This is a genomic window from Streptomyces sp. NPDC088194 (assembly GCF_040702025.1).
Lineage (GTDB): Bacteria > Actinomycetota > Actinomycetes > Streptomycetales > Streptomycetaceae > Actinacidiphila.
The window spans coordinates 10,530-28,144 of the sequence record NZ_JBFBIV010000040.1 but is presented as its reverse complement, the minus strand read 5'-3'; the positions used below and the strand labels follow the sequence as shown (position 1 = coordinate 28,144).

Sequence of the window (17,615 nt, the reverse complement as noted above, 5' to 3'; positions counted from 1 at the left end):
TTTCGGTGAGATCCGCCGACGGGTGGAACGGATCGGCCGGTTCCTCCCTCGGGGTCCGACGGCCCGAGGGCTCGACGGGTCCGCGGCGCGGGTGGTCTGACGGGGGACCGTCAGGCAGTGTCCTAAACGACCGTCACTCGGTTAGATGAGTGTGGACACCAGAACACCCCGCACCTCCACGGGGGGAGGGGCGCCCGGGTTTGATGAGCGCGTGATGACCATGGCACGGGTGCCGAGCGATCCCGCCCAGGTCATCGTCAACCACGCGAGCTTCCGGGTGCAGCTCGGCGCCGCCTCGACCCGCGCCCTCGGCGTCGCGGACACGGTACGGATGCCGTCCGCGCGTCGCGGCAAGCCCGTTGTGTGGTCCGGCCACACCTCGCCCGAGTTGACGCAGGCGGTGCGCCGGCAGGCCGGCGCCGCGGCCGGTCCGGGGAGCGCCGGAGCCGCGACGCAGGTGCTGCCGCGGATCGACGACACGTCCGTACTGCCTGCCGCGGCTCCCACGGTGATCGGCCAACGCGCCCCCTTCGACGAGCCGTTGATCGGCAGGAGCGGTCGCGGTTACGACGACGACGGTTACGACGACCGCGACGGCGACGGGCCCGACAGCGGCGACCGCGGCCGCGCGCGCGGGCGCCGCGGTGACGCGGTCAGGCACGCGTACTACCCGCACCGGCGGATGAACCTCGGCATCGTGCTGCTGCCGCTGCGGGTCTTCCTCGGCTTCGTGTCGATCTACGCGGGCATGGGCAAGCTGTGCGACCGGGTCTACTTCGACGGCGGCCACCGCGGCTCGATGGTCAAGTGGCTCTCCTCGCTGCACCCTTGGGGCGCGGCCGAGCCGCTGCGCGACGCCGCGCTCAACCACCCGGTGGGCGCGGGTCTGTCCATCGCCTTCCTGCAGGTCGTGGTGGGCGTACTCACCGTCTTCGGTCTCTGGCAGCGGATCGCCGCGGCGTTCGGTGCCGCCGTGTCGATCGCCCTGCTGGTCACGGTGAGCTGGCGGACCGTCCCGGTCTACGACGCGCCCGACTTCATCTACCTGGCCGCCTGGAGCCCGCTGGTGATCGCCGGTGCCCCGGTCTACTCGATCGACGGCCACCTCGCGAGCGACGCCTGGCGCCGGCTCGGTCCCCGCGTCACCCTGTGGGACCTGCGCCGCCGCGTGCTGCGCAGGGGCGCCGTGCTCGCCACGGTCACCATCGGCCTGACGCTGCTGGTCGGTTCGGTGCTGGGCGCGGCCGTCCGCTCCAGCAGCACGGAGCACGGCCACTCCGGCCCCGCGTCGACTCCCGTGAACAACCTGCCCGGTTCGCCGCTGCCCGAGGTCTCCGGCGGTGACAGCGACGGGGGTTCGACCGGTGCCTCGGCCGACCCGACGCGGTCGTCCGGCGCCGGCAAGCACGGGAAGGGCGGCGCCGACGGGGCGCAGCCCGGCGCGGAGCCGAGCCACACGCACTCGTCGGTCGGCAGCACCGCGCCGCAGAGCACCCACACCACCATCGGTACGGGAGGCGGCTCCACGGGGTCCGGCACCGGTACCGGGTCCGGGTCCGGCGGCTCGTCCGGGGGCTCCTCCGGCAGTTCCCCGGTGACGCACGCGCCGCCGCCCGCCGAGACGCAGGCTCCGCCGCCGCCCGCACCGCCGGCGAAGCCCTCGCAGGGCGCGATCGGCGGGCTGCTCGGCAGCGGGCCGCTGCTGGGTCTTTCGGCGGGGCCCGCGGGCCACTCGGAAGCCCCGCAGAACATGGCCTGACCGTCTGGCACACCGCGCAGGGGCGCCCCCTTTCGAAGGGGGCGCCCCTGCGCGTTCGTTCTGCCTGCCGCGAGGGGGGAGGGGCGGCCTGGGCCGGCTCCGCGGAACGGGCCCTGAGGACGGCTCCGCGGAACGGGCCCTGAGGACGCCTTCCGGGGTGCGGTGCTCCGGGATGGCCGTGGGAGGGCCCTGGCGCGGTCCCGACGCGGCTCTGGAAGGGCCCTGGGACGGCTGCCGGGGTGCGGCGCCAGGGACATCACCCCTGGTGCGAACCCAGCTCCTTGGCGGCCTCGTTGAGGTCCTTGGCGGTGTCGATGGCCCGCCAGTACGCACCGTGGGGGATCGGGAACCCGGCGAGCCGGCGTTCGCGGGCGAGCCGGGGGAAGGTGGTCCGCTCGTGGTCCCCGAGGTCGGGCAGCATCGCAGTGAACTCGGGCGCGAAGACGTACACGCCGGCGTTGATCAGGTAAGGCGACGGGGGCGCCTCGATGAAGTCCAGCACCTGCCCGAACTCGTTGGTCTCCACGGCGCCCCAGGGGATTCGGGGGCGGGCCAGCGCGAGCGTCGCGACGGCGCCGCGCTCCTCGTGGAACTCGGCCATCTCGTGCAGCGGGAAGCGGGTCCAGATGTCGCCGTTGGTGGCGTACCAGGACTCGTCGGGGCGGGGCAGCGAGGCGGCCGCGTACTTCAACCCGCCGCCGCGGCCCAGCGGTTCGCGTTCGATGACGGTGGTGACGTTGAGCGGGAGCGGGGTCCCGTCCAGCCACTCCTGCAGTACCTCGGCGAGGTGGCCGCAGGAGATCACGGCGTCCGTGACGCCTTCCGCGGCCAGCCAGGCCAGTTGGTGGCCGATGATCGGCGTCCCGGTGCCGGGGATCTCCACCATCGGCTTGGGCCGGTCGTCGGTGTACGGCCGCAGCCGTGACCCCTGGCCGCCGGCGAGCAGTACCGCCTGGGTGACTGGGGAGGAAGCTCCGCCACCGGTGTCCCGGGCGGCGGTGGATGAGGCGGTGGTACGGGGTCGTTGGTCGGCGCGCTTCATGGAGCGCACCCTATGCGACGAGGGGCGTACGGCCCGTGTGGTGCGGGCCGTACGCCTGTCCGCGTGCCGTCAGGGCGGGGAACCGTTCAGCCGACGGACGCCACGCCCGTCGCGAACGAGGTGTCGCACACCGGTCGCGACCACGCCTGGGCGCGGTGGGCGGCACCGTCGTACTTGGCGACGGCCGCGCGGCCCAGCGAGCGGGCGATGTCGACGCAGTAGCGCGCCAGGCTGGGCTGCTTGGCCATGGCCACCTGGAGGTCGGTCAGGGCGGCGCCCGGGTCCTTCTCCTGGAGTTCGGCCAGCAGTTTCTGGCGCAGCGCCTCCTGGGGCGCGAGGGCCGCTTGCTTCTTCGACGACGCCGCGGTCAGCACCTGTCCGTCCGAGGACGAACCGGCCCACGGCACGCGGGTGACGGCGAGCGTCCCCGACAGCACGAGGACGACCGGAAGAACGAGCGCGAATGTCTTGCCGAGACGGCGAGCTACCTGGTTCACGCATCGGATCGTAGCGACTGGTGATGATTTGGCGACATTTAGTCACTCTGACGAGGGAGGTGAAACAGGGCAGGCGCAGTCACCGTGTTGACGAACCCACCCGAAAGGCCGGATTTGCGGATTTATGTCGGGTGGTGGGGCGGGCCGGGGTGAACGGTGCCGAGCGGAGCGGGGCATACGCATACGGCGGCGGGCCGGTACGCCCGTCCTGGACGTACCGGCCCGCCGCCGAATCGCTGGTGTCAGCCGCTGAGGCGCTCGGTCGCTCAGTCGCTGAGGCGCTCGCCGGTGGAGGTGGCGAACACGTGGCTCTCACCCGGGCGCGGCACGACGTGCAGCACGGCGCCCTTCTCCGGGATCTCGCGGCCGCCGACGCGGAGCACCAGGTCCTTGTGCTCGCCGCCGACCTCGGCGGAGCCGTACACGTAACCGTCGGCGCCGAGTTCCTCGACGACGTTGACGGTCACGGCCAGGCCCTCCGGGCCCTCCTTCGACAGGCCGCCGGCGCCGGAGGTGATGTCGAAGTGCTCGGGGCGGACGCCGACGGTGACCGTCTTGTCACCCTTGTCGGCCGCGGCCTTCACCGCGTCGCGCGCCACGTTCACCACGGTGTTGCCGAACTTCACGCCACCGTCGGTGATCGGCACCTCGACCAGGTTCATCGCCGGGGAGCCGATGAAGCCCGCGACGAAGAGGTTGGCCGGGCGGTCGTACATGTTGCGGGGGCTGTCGACCTGCTGGAGCAGACCGTCCTTGAGCACCGCCACGCGGTCGCCCATCGTCATGGCCTCGACCTGGTCGTGGGTGACGTAGACGGTGGTGACGCCCAGCCGGCGCTGGAGGCTGGCGATCTGGGTACGGGTCTGCACACGCAGCTTCGCGTCGAGGTTCGACAGCGGCTCGTCCATGAGGAAGACCTGCGGCTCACGCACGATCGCGCGGCCCATCGCGACACGCTGCCGCTGACCACCGGAGAGCGCCTTCGGCTTGCGCGCGAGGTACTCGGTGAGGTCGAGGATCTTCGCGGCCTCTTCCACCCGCTTGCGGATGTCGGCCTTGTTGACGCCCGCGATCTTCAGGGCGAAGCCCATGTTGTCCGCGACGGTCATGTGCGGGTACAGCGCGTAGTTCTGGAACACCATCGCGATGTCCCGGTCCTTCGGCGGCAGGTGCGTGACGTCGCGCTCACCGATGCGGATGGCGCCGGCGTTGACGTCCTCCAGCCCCGCGAGCATGCGGAGCGAGGTCGACTTGCCGCAGCCGGACGGGCCGACCAGCACCAGGAACTCGCCGTCCCCGACCTCGATCTCGAGCCCGTCCACCGCGGGCTTGTCGCCGCCCGGGTAGATCCGGGTCGCCTTGTCGAACGTGACAGTTGCCATGACTGTTCACAGTCCCTTCACCGGCAGGAACGTGCCGGACGATCCGAGTAAAGGAAGCTTCCGGAGTGGCTCCGGAGGTGTTCCGCGAAATCGAACAGCCCGCCTCACCAGCGGGCTCACCGTGACGCTACCTGCCGATTTCCGTCTTGTCACCAGCCCCCGGGGCAAGATTTTCGCCACACCCCCACACCCCTGGCCCGGTACACTGGCCCCCGCGCCTCCTTAGCTCAGTTGGCCAGAGCGACGCTCTTGTAAAGCGTAGGTCGTCGGTTCGAACCCGACAGGGGGCTCTGTCATGGCCCAGTTCAGATGCCCTCTGACCTGGGCCTTTTCGTGTCCGGTGAGCGGTGGGGCCCTTCTGCTTCGGCCGGCGTCGCTCGCGCAGAGGTCAGGGGAGCGCGAGGGGAGCGCATCGGGACGGGCTGAGGACGCCGGGCCCTTCCCGGGGAGCGCTGGGTTCGGATGGCAGAAGTCACCGGTGACCGTGTTCGTGAGGTGGCCCAGCGATTGCTGCAGGCGCTCTGCACGGTCCGGCGGGAGGCGTCAGCTCCCGGTCGGCGTGGGTCTCCGGCGGTCCGGCGCCTTGTAGGCGTTGTCGCATCCTCACAAGGAGGAGCTCGTACGCTGGGGGCGTGCCCGACTTCCAGCAGAGCGTGGACTTCAAGGCGGTGGTCGCCCAGACAAGCGCGGTGCTGTTGACCCGCGGGGTCGAGGTGGAGCCGGTCGCCGTGCGCGACGTGGTGGCCCTGATAGTCCGCTCGGTCACCGAGCGCATGAACATGGACCCGGAGGAGGCCCTTCACCTGGTTGTGCCGGAGACGGTGGCCGATGCGATCGTCGCCGCCGATCCGGATGGTGAGGGTGCTGAAGAGGTGTATGCGGTGCGGCCGGTCCGGGTTGATGCCCGTACCGTCGTGCTGCCGGTGGGGGTCGCGGGCCGCTTGGTGATGGCGGCGGCGCAGGCGGCGAAGTACGCGCGGTTGAACGGCAACGGACGCATCGCGGACCAGGCACTCGACCTGGCTACCGAGCTCGGAGCCGCGCTGGCCGGTGTCGCGGCGGGTGGCCGACCTGGCGTGTCGGTCGGCGTGCTGACCGAACTGGCCGACATCACCGCCGCGGTGGCCGTATACATAGAACGCGATGGCTGGAGTGTCTGCCCCTGCGGCGAAGAGCACGGCAGTGCGAAGTCGATGAGGGCGTGCCCATCAGCCTCCGTGCCGATGGGGCTGCCGCTCGACGTTGGGCGTCTGGGTAGCCCAGGTCGGCGGTGCCGTTGCTTGGCCGCGAACGCGGCCGACTTCCGCGTCGGGGTACAAGGGGGGGAACGTGGCCACAGGGCCAGGCGGTGGGATGCCTCCGCAGCCTGTGCAGATATCGTCATGGCAGCAGGCGGAGCACAACGCCGCCCGCTGGATGCGGTATTGGGGTTACTCGGGTGCCGCGGCCAAGCCCGGAGGGGCAGACGGTGGAGTGGACATCCGCGCCATCGGCGCGCTCGGGCAGGTCAAGTACAAAGCCGCACTGGTGGGACGTCCCGAGCTTCAGCGGTTCGTCGGAGCCCGCCCGCACGGGTCAGACGCACAGCTCATCTTCTTCACCGGCAGCAACTACGCGTCCACAGCCGTCTACTACGCTCAGGAGCGGGATATCGCGCTGTTCCAGTACCGCCTGGACGGGGCGATGGTGCCGGTCAACGCCGCGGCCCGACGCATCAGCAGTCGTGTCCTCCCGGCGGGGAGCCCGCCTGCGGTCAGCGGGACCGCAGAGCAGCCGAACTTTTGGGGACGTAACTGGCGCCTGATCATCGGTTTGGCCCTCCTCGTGGCGCCCATCGGCTCGATCGGCGACGAGAGTACGTACACCGGCCCTCTTCTTGTCGACGTCCTGAAAGGTCTCGGAATCTTCGCTGCCTGTTGGGCGGCGGGAATTTTCCTCCTCGCCTTTCATTCGCGAACGCCCACACACTTCAAGCTCGGCGTGTTGCGGGCGACGGTCTCCCGCGCTGAGGTGCAGTTCGCTTTCGGGACCCGCTCCATGCGCGTTCTCCGTTCAGCGGACAGCTCCGGCAGCTCCGCGGGCCCAGCCAGACCCCACTCGCCTTCTCCTCGCGGTGGCTTCAACGGGTCGTTGGGGAGCACGTCTTCCTCGCCTGACGAGGATCAACTGACGGAGGAGGCCGTACGCATGCTGAGCTCGGGCGGCAGGCCGCACCACGTCGACGCGATGCTCCGCGAGCACGGAGTGAGGTTCCTCGATCGGGTGCGCACAATCAACGAGGCAAAGAAGCTCAGCAAGCGCACCTGAGCTGGCAGAGCTACGGCTGTCCCAGAGGGGAGGCGCGTAGCCGACTCGACTGCACGGGGCAGTCCGCGTGAGTGGCCGCCCCTGCCGGTCTCGGAACCGGCAGGGGCGATGCCCGGACGGGCTCAGACGGTCTGCTCGTCGGCGCCATCCGCCTTGCGCGGCCTCGGACGGGTCATCTGAGTGCGTTGTGGCAAAGGGAGTCCCTGTTCGATGGGCAGGGGCTTCTTCGTGTGCGGGGCATGATCGCGATGGGGTAGGGGCAGGCAGCGGACGGCTTGTTGTTGATCGAGGAGGGTGCGATGCCGTCGGTGCTGGGGTTGATGGAACGGCGTGAGGCGCGGGCGAGGCAGGAGTTGGCGTCCTGGACGGAGGTTCTGGAGCAGGCTCAGGCGGAGGTGGATGCCGCGCGGGAGCGGGTCGAGCGGGCCCGAGTGGGGCGTGAGGAGCTCGTGTCGGTGCTGGCCGAGGAGAGCGCTGTGGATGTGCCGACTGCCGTGCCGTGTGGTGGTGAGGCGGCTGCCGCTGTGGGATCGAGCGGCTTGGGCGCGGGGGCTGGGTATGGCGAGCGTCCGCCGGTGTGGCAGCCGGGTATGGGTGAGGAGGTGCTCAGCGGCCTGTATCGGGAGGTGTTCGCCGCGGTGGTGGCCGCTTCTGGGCCGGTGAGCGGGGTGGAGCTGGCGCGGGCGGTGGGCCGGGAGGCGGACGGCAAGAACGAGGTGGAGAAGATCCGTCACCGTGCCTATGCGCTGGAGAAGCGGGGCTGGCTGGTGTGGGAGAAGAACGGACGGTTCATGCCCGCGCCCGGGCCAGTCGGTCGGGACGCTTCTCCGGCCAGCGCGGGGCGTCGCCGGCCATCCGGCGCGACAGCCTGATCGTGGCGGCCCACCACACCATCTGCTGGTGGTGATCGGGGCGGCGTTCGTGGTCGCGGTTGAGGCGGCGTGAGCGGGAGAGCCAGCTCAGTGTGCGTTCCACCACCCACCTTCGGGCCAGCACGACGAATTGGCGTTGTCCGTCGGATCGGCGCACGATCTCGACCCGGACTCCGTGTCGGGCGAACGCCTTGGCCAGGGCGGGGCCCTGGTAGGCACTGTCGACCCAGACCGGTTTCAGCAGCCGGCCCGGCTGGTCCATGAAGGTCTCCAGCAGCGCGGGAGCGGCCTTGGAGTCGTGGACGTCGGCTGTCGTCACGGTGACCTCCAGGAGCAGGCCCTCGGTGTCGGTCAGGATGTGACGCTTGCGGCCGTCACGTGATTTGCCGCCGTCGTATCCGCGGCTGTCCTCGCCGACGGTCTCGGAGGCGTCCACCGACTGACTGTCGATGATCCCCGCGGTGGGCTCGGCGTTGCGACCATTGCGTTCCCGAGCCGTGCGGCGCAGGCGTTCGTGCAGTTCACGCACGTAGTCGTAGGTCCGCCAGCGGCGGAAGAAGTCGTAGACCGCCCGCCAGCAGGGGAAGTCGACGGGCATGGCCATCCACTTCACGCCGTTGTCGACCAGGTAGCGCATCGCGTCAAGCATCTCGCGGTGGCAGTACGCCTCGGGGCGTCCGCCCTGCTTGAGGAGCCAGGCTGGCACCGGCATCGCGGCACGGACCTCGGCCCACTCCGCATCCGTCATGTCGCTCGGGTAGCAGGCTGCCCGCCGCCCCGGAGGGATCGAACCGTACCGGTGCACGTAGCAGTCACACGCAGGGGTGAGCGCGGTGGACGCGGGCACAGCGATACTGCTCAACTGATCCGACAACGGGCTTCCTTGGTCGTGCTGGGTGTCGTAACCGCGTCACTACCAAGGGGCCCGTTCTTTCATTCCCGCGGCCGTACCCGTACCTCCGTACAGATGGTCACCCGTGCCGTACGCCTCGAACGAGATCCGGTTTGCCACAACGCACTCAGCCGCCGACGTGATCGTCACCTGAAGATCTTCCGTCCGTGAGGACCAGTCCTGCAGCAGAACGGTTGTCTTCGTTGGCCTGCGGACCGGTGATGTTATCGACGGCGGTGCACCGGTCCGCGACCGCGCATCGGAGGAACGCCAGAGCTCACAGACTCACGCAGCTGGAGTTGTGAGGTCCACGCAACCGGCGCCACGCGCGTCCCCTATGCTTGGCATCCCGCGGAGTGCACCAGATCGTTCACGCGAAGTCAGGAGGTCACGGACACCTCCACGGATCGTACGAGCATGGACAGCGGCATGTTGAGTAGGCGGAACACAGAGGTCAAGGGCCTCTGGATCTTGCTTTGACCAGCCCGTATGTGATGTCCTGGTGCTCGTTCATGTCGTCGTGACGGAGGTCGGACTGTGGCTGGCCACTACGGTGTGCCTCTCGAGCGGAGTGATCCACTCAAGCTTGATCCGCACGAGAACAGCTGTACCCCGGAGGAGTTCGAGCAGTGGCTGAAGACTTTCGGCAAGGGCAAAAGGCTTGCTGTTGACCTCTTTTCCGGAGCAGGTGGGCTGAGCTACGGCGTCCAGCAGGCAGGATGGACACTCGCCGCCGCAGTCGACTTCGACGAGCGAGCCCTGGAGACTCACCGCGCCAACTTCCCCGGTCTGACCCTCCGCATGGATCTCGGGGATCCGGCCAAACGTGCGGAGCTCCTGAAACTGCTCGAACCGGCGGATATCGACATGGTCGCGGGGGGGCCACCGTGCCAGCCGTTCAGCAGGGCCGGCCGGAACAAGATCCGCGATCTCGTGGCCAAGCAACAGCGGGACCCGGAGGACCACCGGAAGAAGTTGTGGCGGTCCTACCTGGACGTCGTCAAGGAGATCAGGCCCAGGGTCGTGCTCATGGAGAACGTCCCGGACATGGGCCTCGGCGACGATTTCTCCGTGATCCGAACGATCGAGGAGGAGCTGGAAGATCTCCGTTACGCGATCCAGGTCCGACTCGTCGACGCGTGGAGCTACGGGGTTCCCCAGCACCGCAAACGGCTCATACTGCTCGCGAGAAACGACGTGGACCGGTTCGAGTGGGGTGCCCCCCAGCCTGTCCGGACGACACTCCGAGACGCCATCGGCGATCTGCCTGAGCTCGAGGTCCAGCCGTTGCAGCGGGTCGGTGAGCGCGAGATGCCCTACAGTGAGCCCGCTGATATGGCACCCTTCGCCAAGAACATGCGCGTCGGGGCACCGGAGGGCTTGGTCTGGGACCACATGACCCGGAGAGTCCGGGAGGACGACTACGTCATCTTCTCGGTGATGGACCACACCACGCTGTATTCGGACCTGCGCGAGAAGCTCAAGCCCGAAGAGTGGAAGTACCAGCGGTACAACGCAGACCAGTACACCGACAAGTACAAGAAGCTGCCCTGGGACGACCTGAGCCGGACGATCACCGCTCACATCGCCAAGGACGGCTACTGGTACATCCATCCCGAGCAGCTGCGTACCCTCACGGTGCGTGAGGCGGCCCGTGTCCAGACCTTCCCCGACGGCTTCCGTTTCGCCGGCACCCGGAGCGACGCGTTTCGTCAGATCGGGAACGCGGTGCCGCCCATGTTGGGTAAGGCGGCAGCGGAGGTTCTCAGACCCGTCGATGGAGTCGAGTCTCCTACGGGCGGCGGACTCAGTCCTCACTGGCGCCAGGTCCGCAAGGAGCTCACCAAGTGGGCTCTCGACCGGCGCCGGGAGGCCGACTGGTACGAGTTCCCAGGTGCAGAGCCCGTACCTTTCCACGCCGCTGTGGCTGCTGTGACGTCCGGAGCGCGGATGAAGCCGGAGGAGCGGGCTGCTCTGATGGCGGTCGTGCGTCGGTCCAAGCAGCTCACGGCCAAGGGCTTGCAGAAGCTGCTCGCCGCGGCTCCCAACGCCGTCGTGAGGGGACGCATCGAGCGCTTGGAACTGCTGGCAGACCAGCCTGTGGTCTGGAAGCCGAAGAACCGGTTTGAGGTCCCGGGCATGCTCGCGATGAAGCCGGCAGAGGAGTCGTTGTACAGGTTGCTGATCGGTGATGACCTCATGTTGGTGGGGCAGGGCACAATCCGCGTCGCGGCTCGGATGAACGGGGTCAGGACGGATCACGAGAACCGCCTCAGCGACGGCAGGGTCAATCTAGTGAAGCTCCTCGGAGCAGGGGAGCATGCTCCTCTCCGCATGGCCGCGATCCGGCTGATCGGCTCGGAGCTCTGCCGGGAGCAGCAGACGCTCTGTGCGGAATGTCCGCTCGCCTCCTTCTGCCCGCGTCAGGAGGAGACACCGACGATTTTCTGACCTCACGCTGTCACGTGGAGTCAGATGCAGCGGTGTGGGGTGTGGCACCTACACGGGTTGCCTCCACCACCCGCTGTGCCGCAGCATCCGGGTCATTCCGTATCTCACACTCCCAGACCCGGATCACCCGCCAACCGGCCTCGCGGGCCGACTGGCTGTTGCGCCGGTCGCGGGCCTGGTTGGTCTGGATCTTCTCCGCCCAGCGCGACGCGTTCGGGCCACGGAACTCGCGAGCACCATGCACTGGGCAACCGTGCCAGAAGCAGCCGTCGACGAACACGGCCAAGTGGTGCTTCGGCAGGACGAAGTCCGCGGTGCATCGGGGGGCCACTCGCCGCTGAAGGCGGAATCGGAAGCCGAGTCGGTGCAGGGAACGGCGGAGCGCCACCTCCGGGGCCGTGTCCCGTGCGCGCCGACCCTTCAGGTGCTCGCCCTTCTCAGTCTTCACCCAGCGTCCGCCCGTTCCGCCGCCACGGGAAGTCGGACGCTGCTCGCCCTGCTGTTCGCACCGGCCGTCCGTAGCCTGATCCGCCAGGGACGCAGGCGACCTGCTGGACGCCTCGGGAAGGGAAGTCACAGGGGCCTCGCGTTTCCTCCGGGCATGAACCCCAGATGTAGCGCCTCGCTGCGCACGTGCAGCAGCTGTGCTGCCTGGGCCTCCGAGACGGGCTCGTTCACGCTCAGTCGACGTCCTACGACCTGGAGCAGTTGCCGCTGCCATGGTTCCAGGCTACGCGTGGCCTTCGCCCACTGCTCGATGTCCCCCCACTCCTCCCGCGGGACGCGTGCGACGGCCACCAGGGTCGCATCGGGACCAGGCACGTCGTCCTCGCCGCCATGGTGGCCCTGGACAGCAAGGTCCGACAGCTCGGCCTCCAGAGCGCGAGGCACCGACCACCGTACGCGGGCGACGGCGTCCCAGCACGCCGCCTGCTTGGCCCATTCGCCCACGTGCGTGCCTCGCAGCGGGTTGGTCACGGCAGCCATGACCCTCGGGCACAGGTCGTCGAGAGCGGCCGCAAGTGCCTCTGACACGTGCTGACGACGCCAGATCACGTCGAGGTCGATGCGCTTTGCTGTGGCCAAGGAGAGACGTGCCACCGTGTACGTCGTGATCGCGCTCTTGTAGCTTCCCGCGTCGTGGCCACGGGCGATGCCGTCCGCAGCTCTGAAGAGAATGGCCTTCGCGATGGTCCGCCGACAGTACGCCGCGTCCACCTCGAAGGGCTGCGCTCGGAGGTTGATCATGAACTCGTTGAAGTTCTTCTGAGCCCCTCGGCTCACCAGGAACGGCAGCTGATCCCAGGAGTGGGCGTACTTCGCGAGGTCCGCCTTCGTGAACTTCTGCCTCGTGGGCCAGAGAGCCCTGAACCGCTTCTGGCCGGCGGCGCTCAACTGGGCCAGCTCGTCCGCGTACTGGCCGCGTGCGCGTTCGTAGAACCAGTGCGTCTCGTGACCACTGCCGTCCGCTGCAGGAGCCCAGAGAGAGCGGGTGATCCGCTGCACGTCGACGTGGAACTCGTGGTTGGAGCTGAAGTCGACCAGGGTCACCTTGTTCTGGGTGTTCGAGTACTCGGAGATCCTCGGGACGATCTCCATCAACCTTTCGGGTGAGACCACCGTCAGCTTCATCTGTACCCATACGTTCGCCAGGTCGGCCTTGTCCCGTTTCCTGGCATGGTGGAGAGAGGCCGTGGTCTGGCCGCCGTTCACGATCTGCAGGCCGTGGATCCTCGAGATCCCGAGGCGCTGGCCGTCGGCTCCCTCGACGAACTCCACCTGGGAGGCCGTTGCCGTGATGCCGTTGTTGTACGCCAGGAAGCGGCCAGGTGCGTGTAGCAGCGACTCCCGGATTCCCTTGTTGACCGTGCCTCTCGTCTGCAGGAAGGAACGCACGTTGAGTTCGAGCAGCCTTGTGCCGTGCTCCGCGTAGAGATCAGCCAGTCGGTCTCCGGGGAGGACGGCGAGTGCCACGGAGTGGTCCGGTTCCGTACTCTGTGCGGACAGGCAAGGGAGGGGTGGGTCGAACGAGACGAGGATGGGCTCGCTCAGGGTGCCGGATGTCGCGTGCCGGTGCAGCCTGACAAGATCCCATATCTCGTGGGTGACGGGTGTGCGCCCGAAGCTGGTGGGGCCTGGGGCTTCCGACGTGCTGACAGCGTTGCTCAGCAGGAAGAGGCGGATCTGTGTGGCGTCGGTGAGAGCCTTTTCCACCGCGTCGCACATGTCGTAGACGTCCGACGACTCGTCGATGTGCTGACGTAGCCCGTTCTGGCAGCGGTGCAAGAACGTCAGAAGACGTTTGAAACGGGACTCGGCCTGCGCCTTCGTGAGCTTGTCCTCCAGCGGCGACTGCCGGAAGTCAGTGATGAAGAGATCGAGCCTTCCGGACTCCTCTCCCGCGGCGTAGCCGTGCACCTCCAAGCCGTGGGAACGGTGGTAGGCGCTGTAGGTGCTGGAGACGACGCCCGCCTCCTCGAGCTCCTCGAGTACGCGTGTGGTGAACGCCTCCGGAGTCGTCGTGCGTTCGGCCTCCGCTGTCGCCAGGACATCGCCCACGAGCTGGCGGGCGTACGCACCCTGGTTGAGTTCACTCATTCTCTCCCCTGATCAGGTCGCCCACCTCGGCGTCGCCGACGCGGTACTGGTCGAGTCCCGCAAGCGTCAGGCTGTAGGCACAGTCACTCACGCCGGCGGGCAGTCCGGACTCGACGATCCTGGGAAAACCGTCGCGCACCTCCCAGAACTGGACTTCCCGAGGCGTGTAGCGCGGCTCGTCGTACAGCCCCCTTTGGCCTGGCAGATAGCCAGCCTGTACCAGAAGTCCGTCGAACCGTGCTCGTGCGCCGGGGTTGGCGAGGTGGTGCCGCACCTCGTCGACGAGTGCGTTGAGACTCCGCCCGGTCCCTCCGCGTCTTTCGTCGAGCGTGACGAGTGCAAGGAGCAGAGCGGACGTTCCCGCGTCGTCGAGCTGCCGTTCGCTCGCGATGCGCACAGCCCCCGAGCTCCTAGCCGTGGTCGTCTTGACCTCGATGGCCACGCTCGCGCACTGGAAGTCCTGGTTGGCGCCGGTGGGACCCGTCCAGGCGGCCACCGCCTCGGACTGCGGCAGCGAAACCACCACCTGGTCCCTGAGAACCAGTATCTCGCCGAACAGGCCTCGCCGCGCTTCTGCTCCGAGACCGTCACGCCCCACGGAGCGCAGCAGGTTCTGCCAGTGACCGAACCGGCTGACCACCGCGGTCAGTGCTTCGAGACTGGTGGGCTCGTCCTTGGCAGTCGCAGCGATGTCCGTGACGAGCGGCGTGAAGACCTCTCGCAGGTCGTCCGCAGTGAGCACTACCTGCAGTTCGTACTGGTGGCGCGACAAGGAGGTGAGCGACAGCTCAAGGCCGGCCGTTTGCGGAAGCCGGTCCAGAGAACGGACCACACCCTCGGCAGCGGTGGCGTCTGCCTGGAACACCAGCATCCTACGATGGCCCGGGTGGGAGACGGAGAGGAAGATGTCGTGGGGCGACCTCGAGTGGATCCGACGCATCGAGCGCCCTGGCGTCGCCTGGGGCGCGTCTTCCAGCTCGATCCAGTCGCTCTCGGTGATCGTCACTCGTCGTCCTCCTCGTCGTAGGTCTCGATGTCCTCCTTGATCCAGATGTCGTTGACCACGTACTCGGTCTTCTCCTGGTGACTGGAGCGGGGAAAGCTCGCTGCGAAGCCGACCAACGGTGTCCCGGGATCGAGGTCACCGAAGGCGGGCGGCCTGATGGGGTAGATCAGGAGCAGAGGCTGGTCGGAGCGTCTCTGGCACCGGATCTGCGGGCCGGCCGGCACCTTCGGGTCACGCGGCTCACCCTTGCTGTTGGTCGTTCCCTCGGCGGACTTCTTGGTCCTGACCAGGGCGCTGGCGTACTGCTTCTCGTCGAGGTCGCGGCTCTCGTCGATCGGACTCAGCACCCGACGAATCGTGTACCGGCCCTCGCTCTCCGGGTCGTTCAGCGGTCGGCGCGTGACCATTCCCACGGTGTGCCCCGAGACGTCGACGGAGGGATCTGCGGGGTTCCTGCCCACCAGCCTCACGGTCCACCTTCCCAGTTCACCGACCGCGGCGCACTTGCGGATGTACTCGGCGATGAACGCCGGGCGTACCCGCTGCGCCGCACGGTCGGGCTGGTACGACGCAAAGAATCCCGAGACGATCTCCTCAGGCGGAACGTCCTTCCAGACCACGCTGTTGCCCGGCATTTCTACCGAGGGAGTTGAGATGAGGTCCAACCTGCTGACGAACGCTTCCAGCGTCGCGAAGTTCTGCTGCACGGCCCTCTTGGAGAGGTTGAAGAGCACGGTCTCAGGGCCTTCGGCTGAGAAGCTGAGCAGGACCTTCGTGCCGTTCCTCATCTTGTTGGCCGCTGTGACGCCGAGCCCCAGCGAGGAGGCTTTGACCTTGAGCCCGAACTCACGGGGGGTGAGGCGAAGAGCAGCCATCTCCTCGACCTCCCTGCGGAATTCGTCCGTCGCGGCCGTGATCTCCACATAGGCCCGTTTCAGGGACGCCGTGGTGTACAGGCGGCAGAGGTCCTCGTAGCCGGGTCGGTACCCGAACCACCGGCCCATCTGGAGCAGTGTGTCGTAGGTCTTCGACGCACGAAGGTAGTAGCTGACGGTGAGTCCTTCGAGGGTCAGTCCTCGGGAGAGCTTCTCGCCCCCGACAGCGATGACCGACAGGCCTGTCCTGCGGTGCTCGTAGTAGTCAAGAGCGTCTCTGGCTGCCCCGTTCACCGCCTTCACCTCGATCTTTCGCAGTGCGGGAAGAACGTGAGGGGCGACCTCGTCCCAGGCCAGACGTACCGCGTCGTCCGCGGTGAAGTAGGCCGTGGTGGGCACGTGGTCCCTCTCCCACAGCGCCCGGAGTTCCTCCACGCGTGCCCCTGCCGCGCTGCCGTGGCGGTCGCGGAGACTGTCCTTGGTGAGCCGGAGAAAGTCGTCGATCTGCGTCCGGACGATCTCCTGGACAGCTGTGAACCGTGTGACGTGGACGAGCATCGAGTTGTGGTCCGTGGCACGTCCACGGGCCCGGCGCGCGGCACAGGAAAGGACGAAGGAGCTGACCGCCTCCCTGAGCGAGGTGGGCAGGGTGTCGGCCGGCTCGTGCCCGGACTTGTGCTTGCCTGGCAGCCAGCTGTCAGCGTCCGTCACCTCACGGACGAGAGGCAACGGCTCGATGTTCTCCTCCTCCACGTCGTCAGCCCGGAGACCGAAGACCCTCTCAGGGCCCAGGTAGTTCGAGGGAGCGCGCAGCGTCCGGATGAAACCCTCGGGAAAGAGGTCCTGCCCGTACTTCTTGTGGTTCGCGTCCGGGTCTATGTAGATGTTGGCGAAGGGCGTGGCGGTGTAGCCGACGTACGACGCCTTGTCGAAGCTTTTCAGGAGCTCGCGGACTGCGGCGTTGATCTTCGAGGGGTCGGTGTCGGAGTCCTTGGAGGTGTTGATCGACGCGTTGTCCGCCTCGTCGTCGATCACGAACAACGGAGCGTTGCGGACGACGTCCCGACCCTGCTCCGGGTCGTGTTGTCCGTGGGTGCTCGTCACCCATTCCCGCAGGTTGTCGATGATCTTGCGGTGCTTCTTGATCACGAGGATGACGGGAAAACTCCCGATGGGCAGGTTGGCCTTCGCCGCGGTCCGGCGGTCGAAGTCGCCCTTCTCGGAACTGTTGGTCAGCGACGCGCTGGGCAGCTGTTTCGCGTGCGACATCGCTCCCGCGCCGATGCGTCGGCGGCTGGCCCCCGCTTCGTCGGAGCGCATCAGATGCTGGGTGTCGAATCCCAGAAGCCCCTCGTCCACTCGCAGCTGGGTCTGGCTGCGCAGGTCGTTGTGGATGCCGGCGAGGATGACGATCAACCTGTAGCCGGCGTCCACGGCCTTGGCCGCGAGACCGATGTAGTGCCCCGTCTTGCCGGACTGGACCTGGCCGATCACGAGGCCCGAGCGGCGCCACGAACCCTCACGCCGCGGGTCCTCCAGCTCCCCTAGGACCTCGTCGGTGCTTTCGTCGAGCCGCCAGACGACCCGACGGGGCATGTTGCGCACGTCTTCTAGATAGAGCCGGTAGCGATCCCAGAAGTCCCAGTCCCGGTCGTTCTTCGCGTCCGGCAACCACGCCTTGTGCCCTGCGTCGTCGTGCAGCCCGGACGAGATCTCCTGGTAGACGGCGACCATCTCCTGGAGGTCCTTCGTGAACTGGTCGTGATCGAGGGCCTTCCCCTGGGCGGCCATCATGCCCATGACCGCGTTGACGGCGCTGGTCACTTCCTCTGGGGAGGCCTGACGGTCCACGGGAAGCATGGCCAGGGCGACGCGACGGGCCACCGTGAAGGTGTCGTCGGTGGTGGTGCTCACGAACGGCCTCCGCAAGGTCG

General features: G+C 68.0%; 12 protein-coding genes and 1 tRNA gene. 5 read left to right on the top strand and 8 right to left on the bottom strand.

Annotation, left to right across the window (positions count from 1 at the left end; translation table 11 throughout):
* Nucleotides 1-145: 145 nt before the first annotated feature.
* Nucleotides 146-1,759, top strand: coding sequence for a DoxX family protein (locus AB0399_RS22405; RefSeq protein ID WP_366412527.1), 1,614 nt, complete (start codon nucleotides 146-148; stop codon nucleotides 1,757-1,759).
* Between the two features lie 256 nt (nucleotides 1,760-2,015).
* Here AB0399_RS22405 and AB0399_RS22400 read toward each other — a convergent pair whose 3' ends face one another.
* The 3 genes from AB0399_RS22400 to ugpC all read right to left on the bottom strand — a co-directional run bounded on the left by AB0399_RS22400 (nucleotide 2,016) and on the right by ugpC (nucleotide 4,680).
* Complete coding sequence (locus AB0399_RS22400; RefSeq protein ID WP_366412526.1) at nucleotides 2,016-2,801, bottom strand: nucleotidyltransferase family protein; 786 nt, start codon at nucleotides 2,799-2,801, stop codon at nucleotides 2,016-2,018.
* A gap of 86 nt (nucleotides 2,802-2,887) precedes the next feature.
* Nucleotides 2,888-3,298: a hypothetical protein gene (locus tag AB0399_RS22395; protein ID WP_328467598.1), complete on the bottom strand. Its 411-nt coding sequence runs from the start codon at nucleotides 3,296-3,298 to the stop codon at nucleotides 2,888-2,890.
* Nucleotides 3,299-3,564: 266 nt separating this feature from the next.
* The gene (gene ugpC, locus AB0399_RS22390; RefSeq protein ID WP_329366166.1) at nucleotides 3,565-4,680 is read right to left on the bottom strand and encodes a sn-glycerol-3-phosphate ABC transporter ATP-binding protein UgpC; all 1,116 of its coding nucleotides are present in this window, start codon (nucleotides 4,678-4,680) and stop codon (nucleotides 3,565-3,567) included.
* A 216-nt stretch (nucleotides 4,681-4,896) separates the two neighbouring features.
* On the opposite strand from ugpC, the gene AB0399_RS22385 reads away from it, so the two are divergent.
* The 3 genes from AB0399_RS22385 (at nucleotide 4,897) to AB0399_RS22375 (ending at nucleotide 7,859) form a co-directional block, all read left to right on the top strand.
* A tRNA-Thr gene (locus AB0399_RS22385) sits at nucleotides 4,897-4,970 on the top strand.
* Nucleotides 4,971-6,033: 1,063 nt separating this feature from the next.
* Nucleotides 6,034-6,987, top strand: a complete 954-nt coding sequence (locus AB0399_RS22380) for a restriction endonuclease (RefSeq protein WP_366412525.1) — start codon at nucleotides 6,034-6,036, stop codon at nucleotides 6,985-6,987.
* Nucleotides 6,988-7,265: 278 nt separating this feature from the next.
* The gene (locus AB0399_RS22375) at nucleotides 7,266-7,859 is read left to right on the top strand and encodes a hypothetical protein (RefSeq protein ID WP_366412524.1); all 594 of its coding nucleotides are present in this window, start codon (nucleotides 7,266-7,268) and stop codon (nucleotides 7,857-7,859) included.
* Here the strand turns inward: AB0399_RS22375 and AB0399_RS22370 are convergent.
* Complete coding sequence (locus AB0399_RS22370; protein ID WP_366412523.1) at nucleotides 7,777-8,607, bottom strand: IS5 family transposase; 831 nt, start codon at nucleotides 8,605-8,607, stop codon at nucleotides 7,777-7,779. The two genes, AB0399_RS22375 and AB0399_RS22370, sit on opposite strands and share 83 nt — an antisense overlap.
* A 681-nt stretch (nucleotides 8,608-9,288) precedes the next feature.
* Between AB0399_RS22370 and AB0399_RS22365 the strand changes: the two genes are divergently transcribed.
* Nucleotides 9,289-11,202, top strand: coding sequence for a DNA cytosine methyltransferase (locus AB0399_RS22365; RefSeq protein WP_366412522.1), 1,914 nt, complete (start codon nucleotides 9,289-9,291; stop codon nucleotides 11,200-11,202).
* 10 nt (nucleotides 11,203-11,212) lie between these two features.
* Here the strand turns inward: AB0399_RS22365 and AB0399_RS22360 are convergent, their stop codons facing one another.
* The 4 genes from AB0399_RS22360 to AB0399_RS22345 all read right to left on the bottom strand — a co-directional run bounded on the left by AB0399_RS22360 (nucleotide 11,213) and on the right by AB0399_RS22345 (nucleotide 17,595).
* On the bottom strand, nucleotides 11,213-11,650 hold the full coding sequence (locus AB0399_RS22360) for a very short patch repair endonuclease (RefSeq protein ID WP_366412521.1): 438 nt from the start codon (nucleotides 11,648-11,650) through the stop codon (nucleotides 11,213-11,215).
* A gap of 125 nt (nucleotides 11,651-11,775) precedes the next feature.
* Complete coding sequence (locus AB0399_RS22355; RefSeq protein ID WP_366412520.1) at nucleotides 11,776-13,800, bottom strand: AIPR family protein; 2,025 nt, start codon at nucleotides 13,798-13,800, stop codon at nucleotides 11,776-11,778.
* Nucleotides 13,793-14,806 (bottom strand): PD-(D/E)XK motif protein, encoded by a 1,014-nt coding sequence (locus tag AB0399_RS22350; protein ID WP_366412519.1) that lies wholly within the window; start codon nucleotides 14,804-14,806, stop codon nucleotides 13,793-13,795. The genes AB0399_RS22355 and AB0399_RS22350 overlap by 8 nt, the downstream gene beginning before the upstream one ends.
* Nucleotides 14,803-17,595 carry a Z1 domain-containing protein gene (locus tag AB0399_RS22345; RefSeq protein ID WP_366412518.1) on the bottom strand — a complete coding sequence of 931 codons (2,793 nt, stop codon included), beginning with the start codon at nucleotides 17,593-17,595 and terminating at the stop codon, nucleotides 14,803-14,805. The genes AB0399_RS22350 and AB0399_RS22345 overlap by 4 nt, the downstream gene beginning before the upstream one ends.
* Nucleotides 17,596-17,615: the final 20 nt, after the last annotated feature.

Coding starts and splice junctions, on each gene's coding strand:
- AB0399_RS22405 (WP_366412527.1), top strand. CDS start 146: ATGAGTGTGGACACCAGAACACCCCGCACCTCCACGGGGGGAGGGGCG.
- AB0399_RS22400 (WP_366412526.1), bottom strand. CDS start 2,801: ATGAAGCGCGCCGACCAACGACCCCGTACCACCGCCTCATCCACCGCC.
- ugpC (WP_329366166.1), bottom strand. CDS start 4,680: ATGGCAACTGTCACGTTCGACAAGGCGACCCGGATCTACCCGGGCGGC.
- AB0399_RS22380 (WP_366412525.1), top strand. CDS start 6,034: ATGCCTCCGCAGCCTGTGCAGATATCGTCATGGCAGCAGGCGGAGCAC.
- AB0399_RS22370 (WP_366412523.1), bottom strand. CDS start 8,607: ATGACGGATGCGGAGTGGGCCGAGGTCCGTGCCGCGATGCCGGTGCCA.
- AB0399_RS22355 (WP_366412520.1), bottom strand. CDS start 13,800: ATGAGTGAACTCAACCAGGGTGCGTACGCCCGCCAGCTCGTGGGCGAT.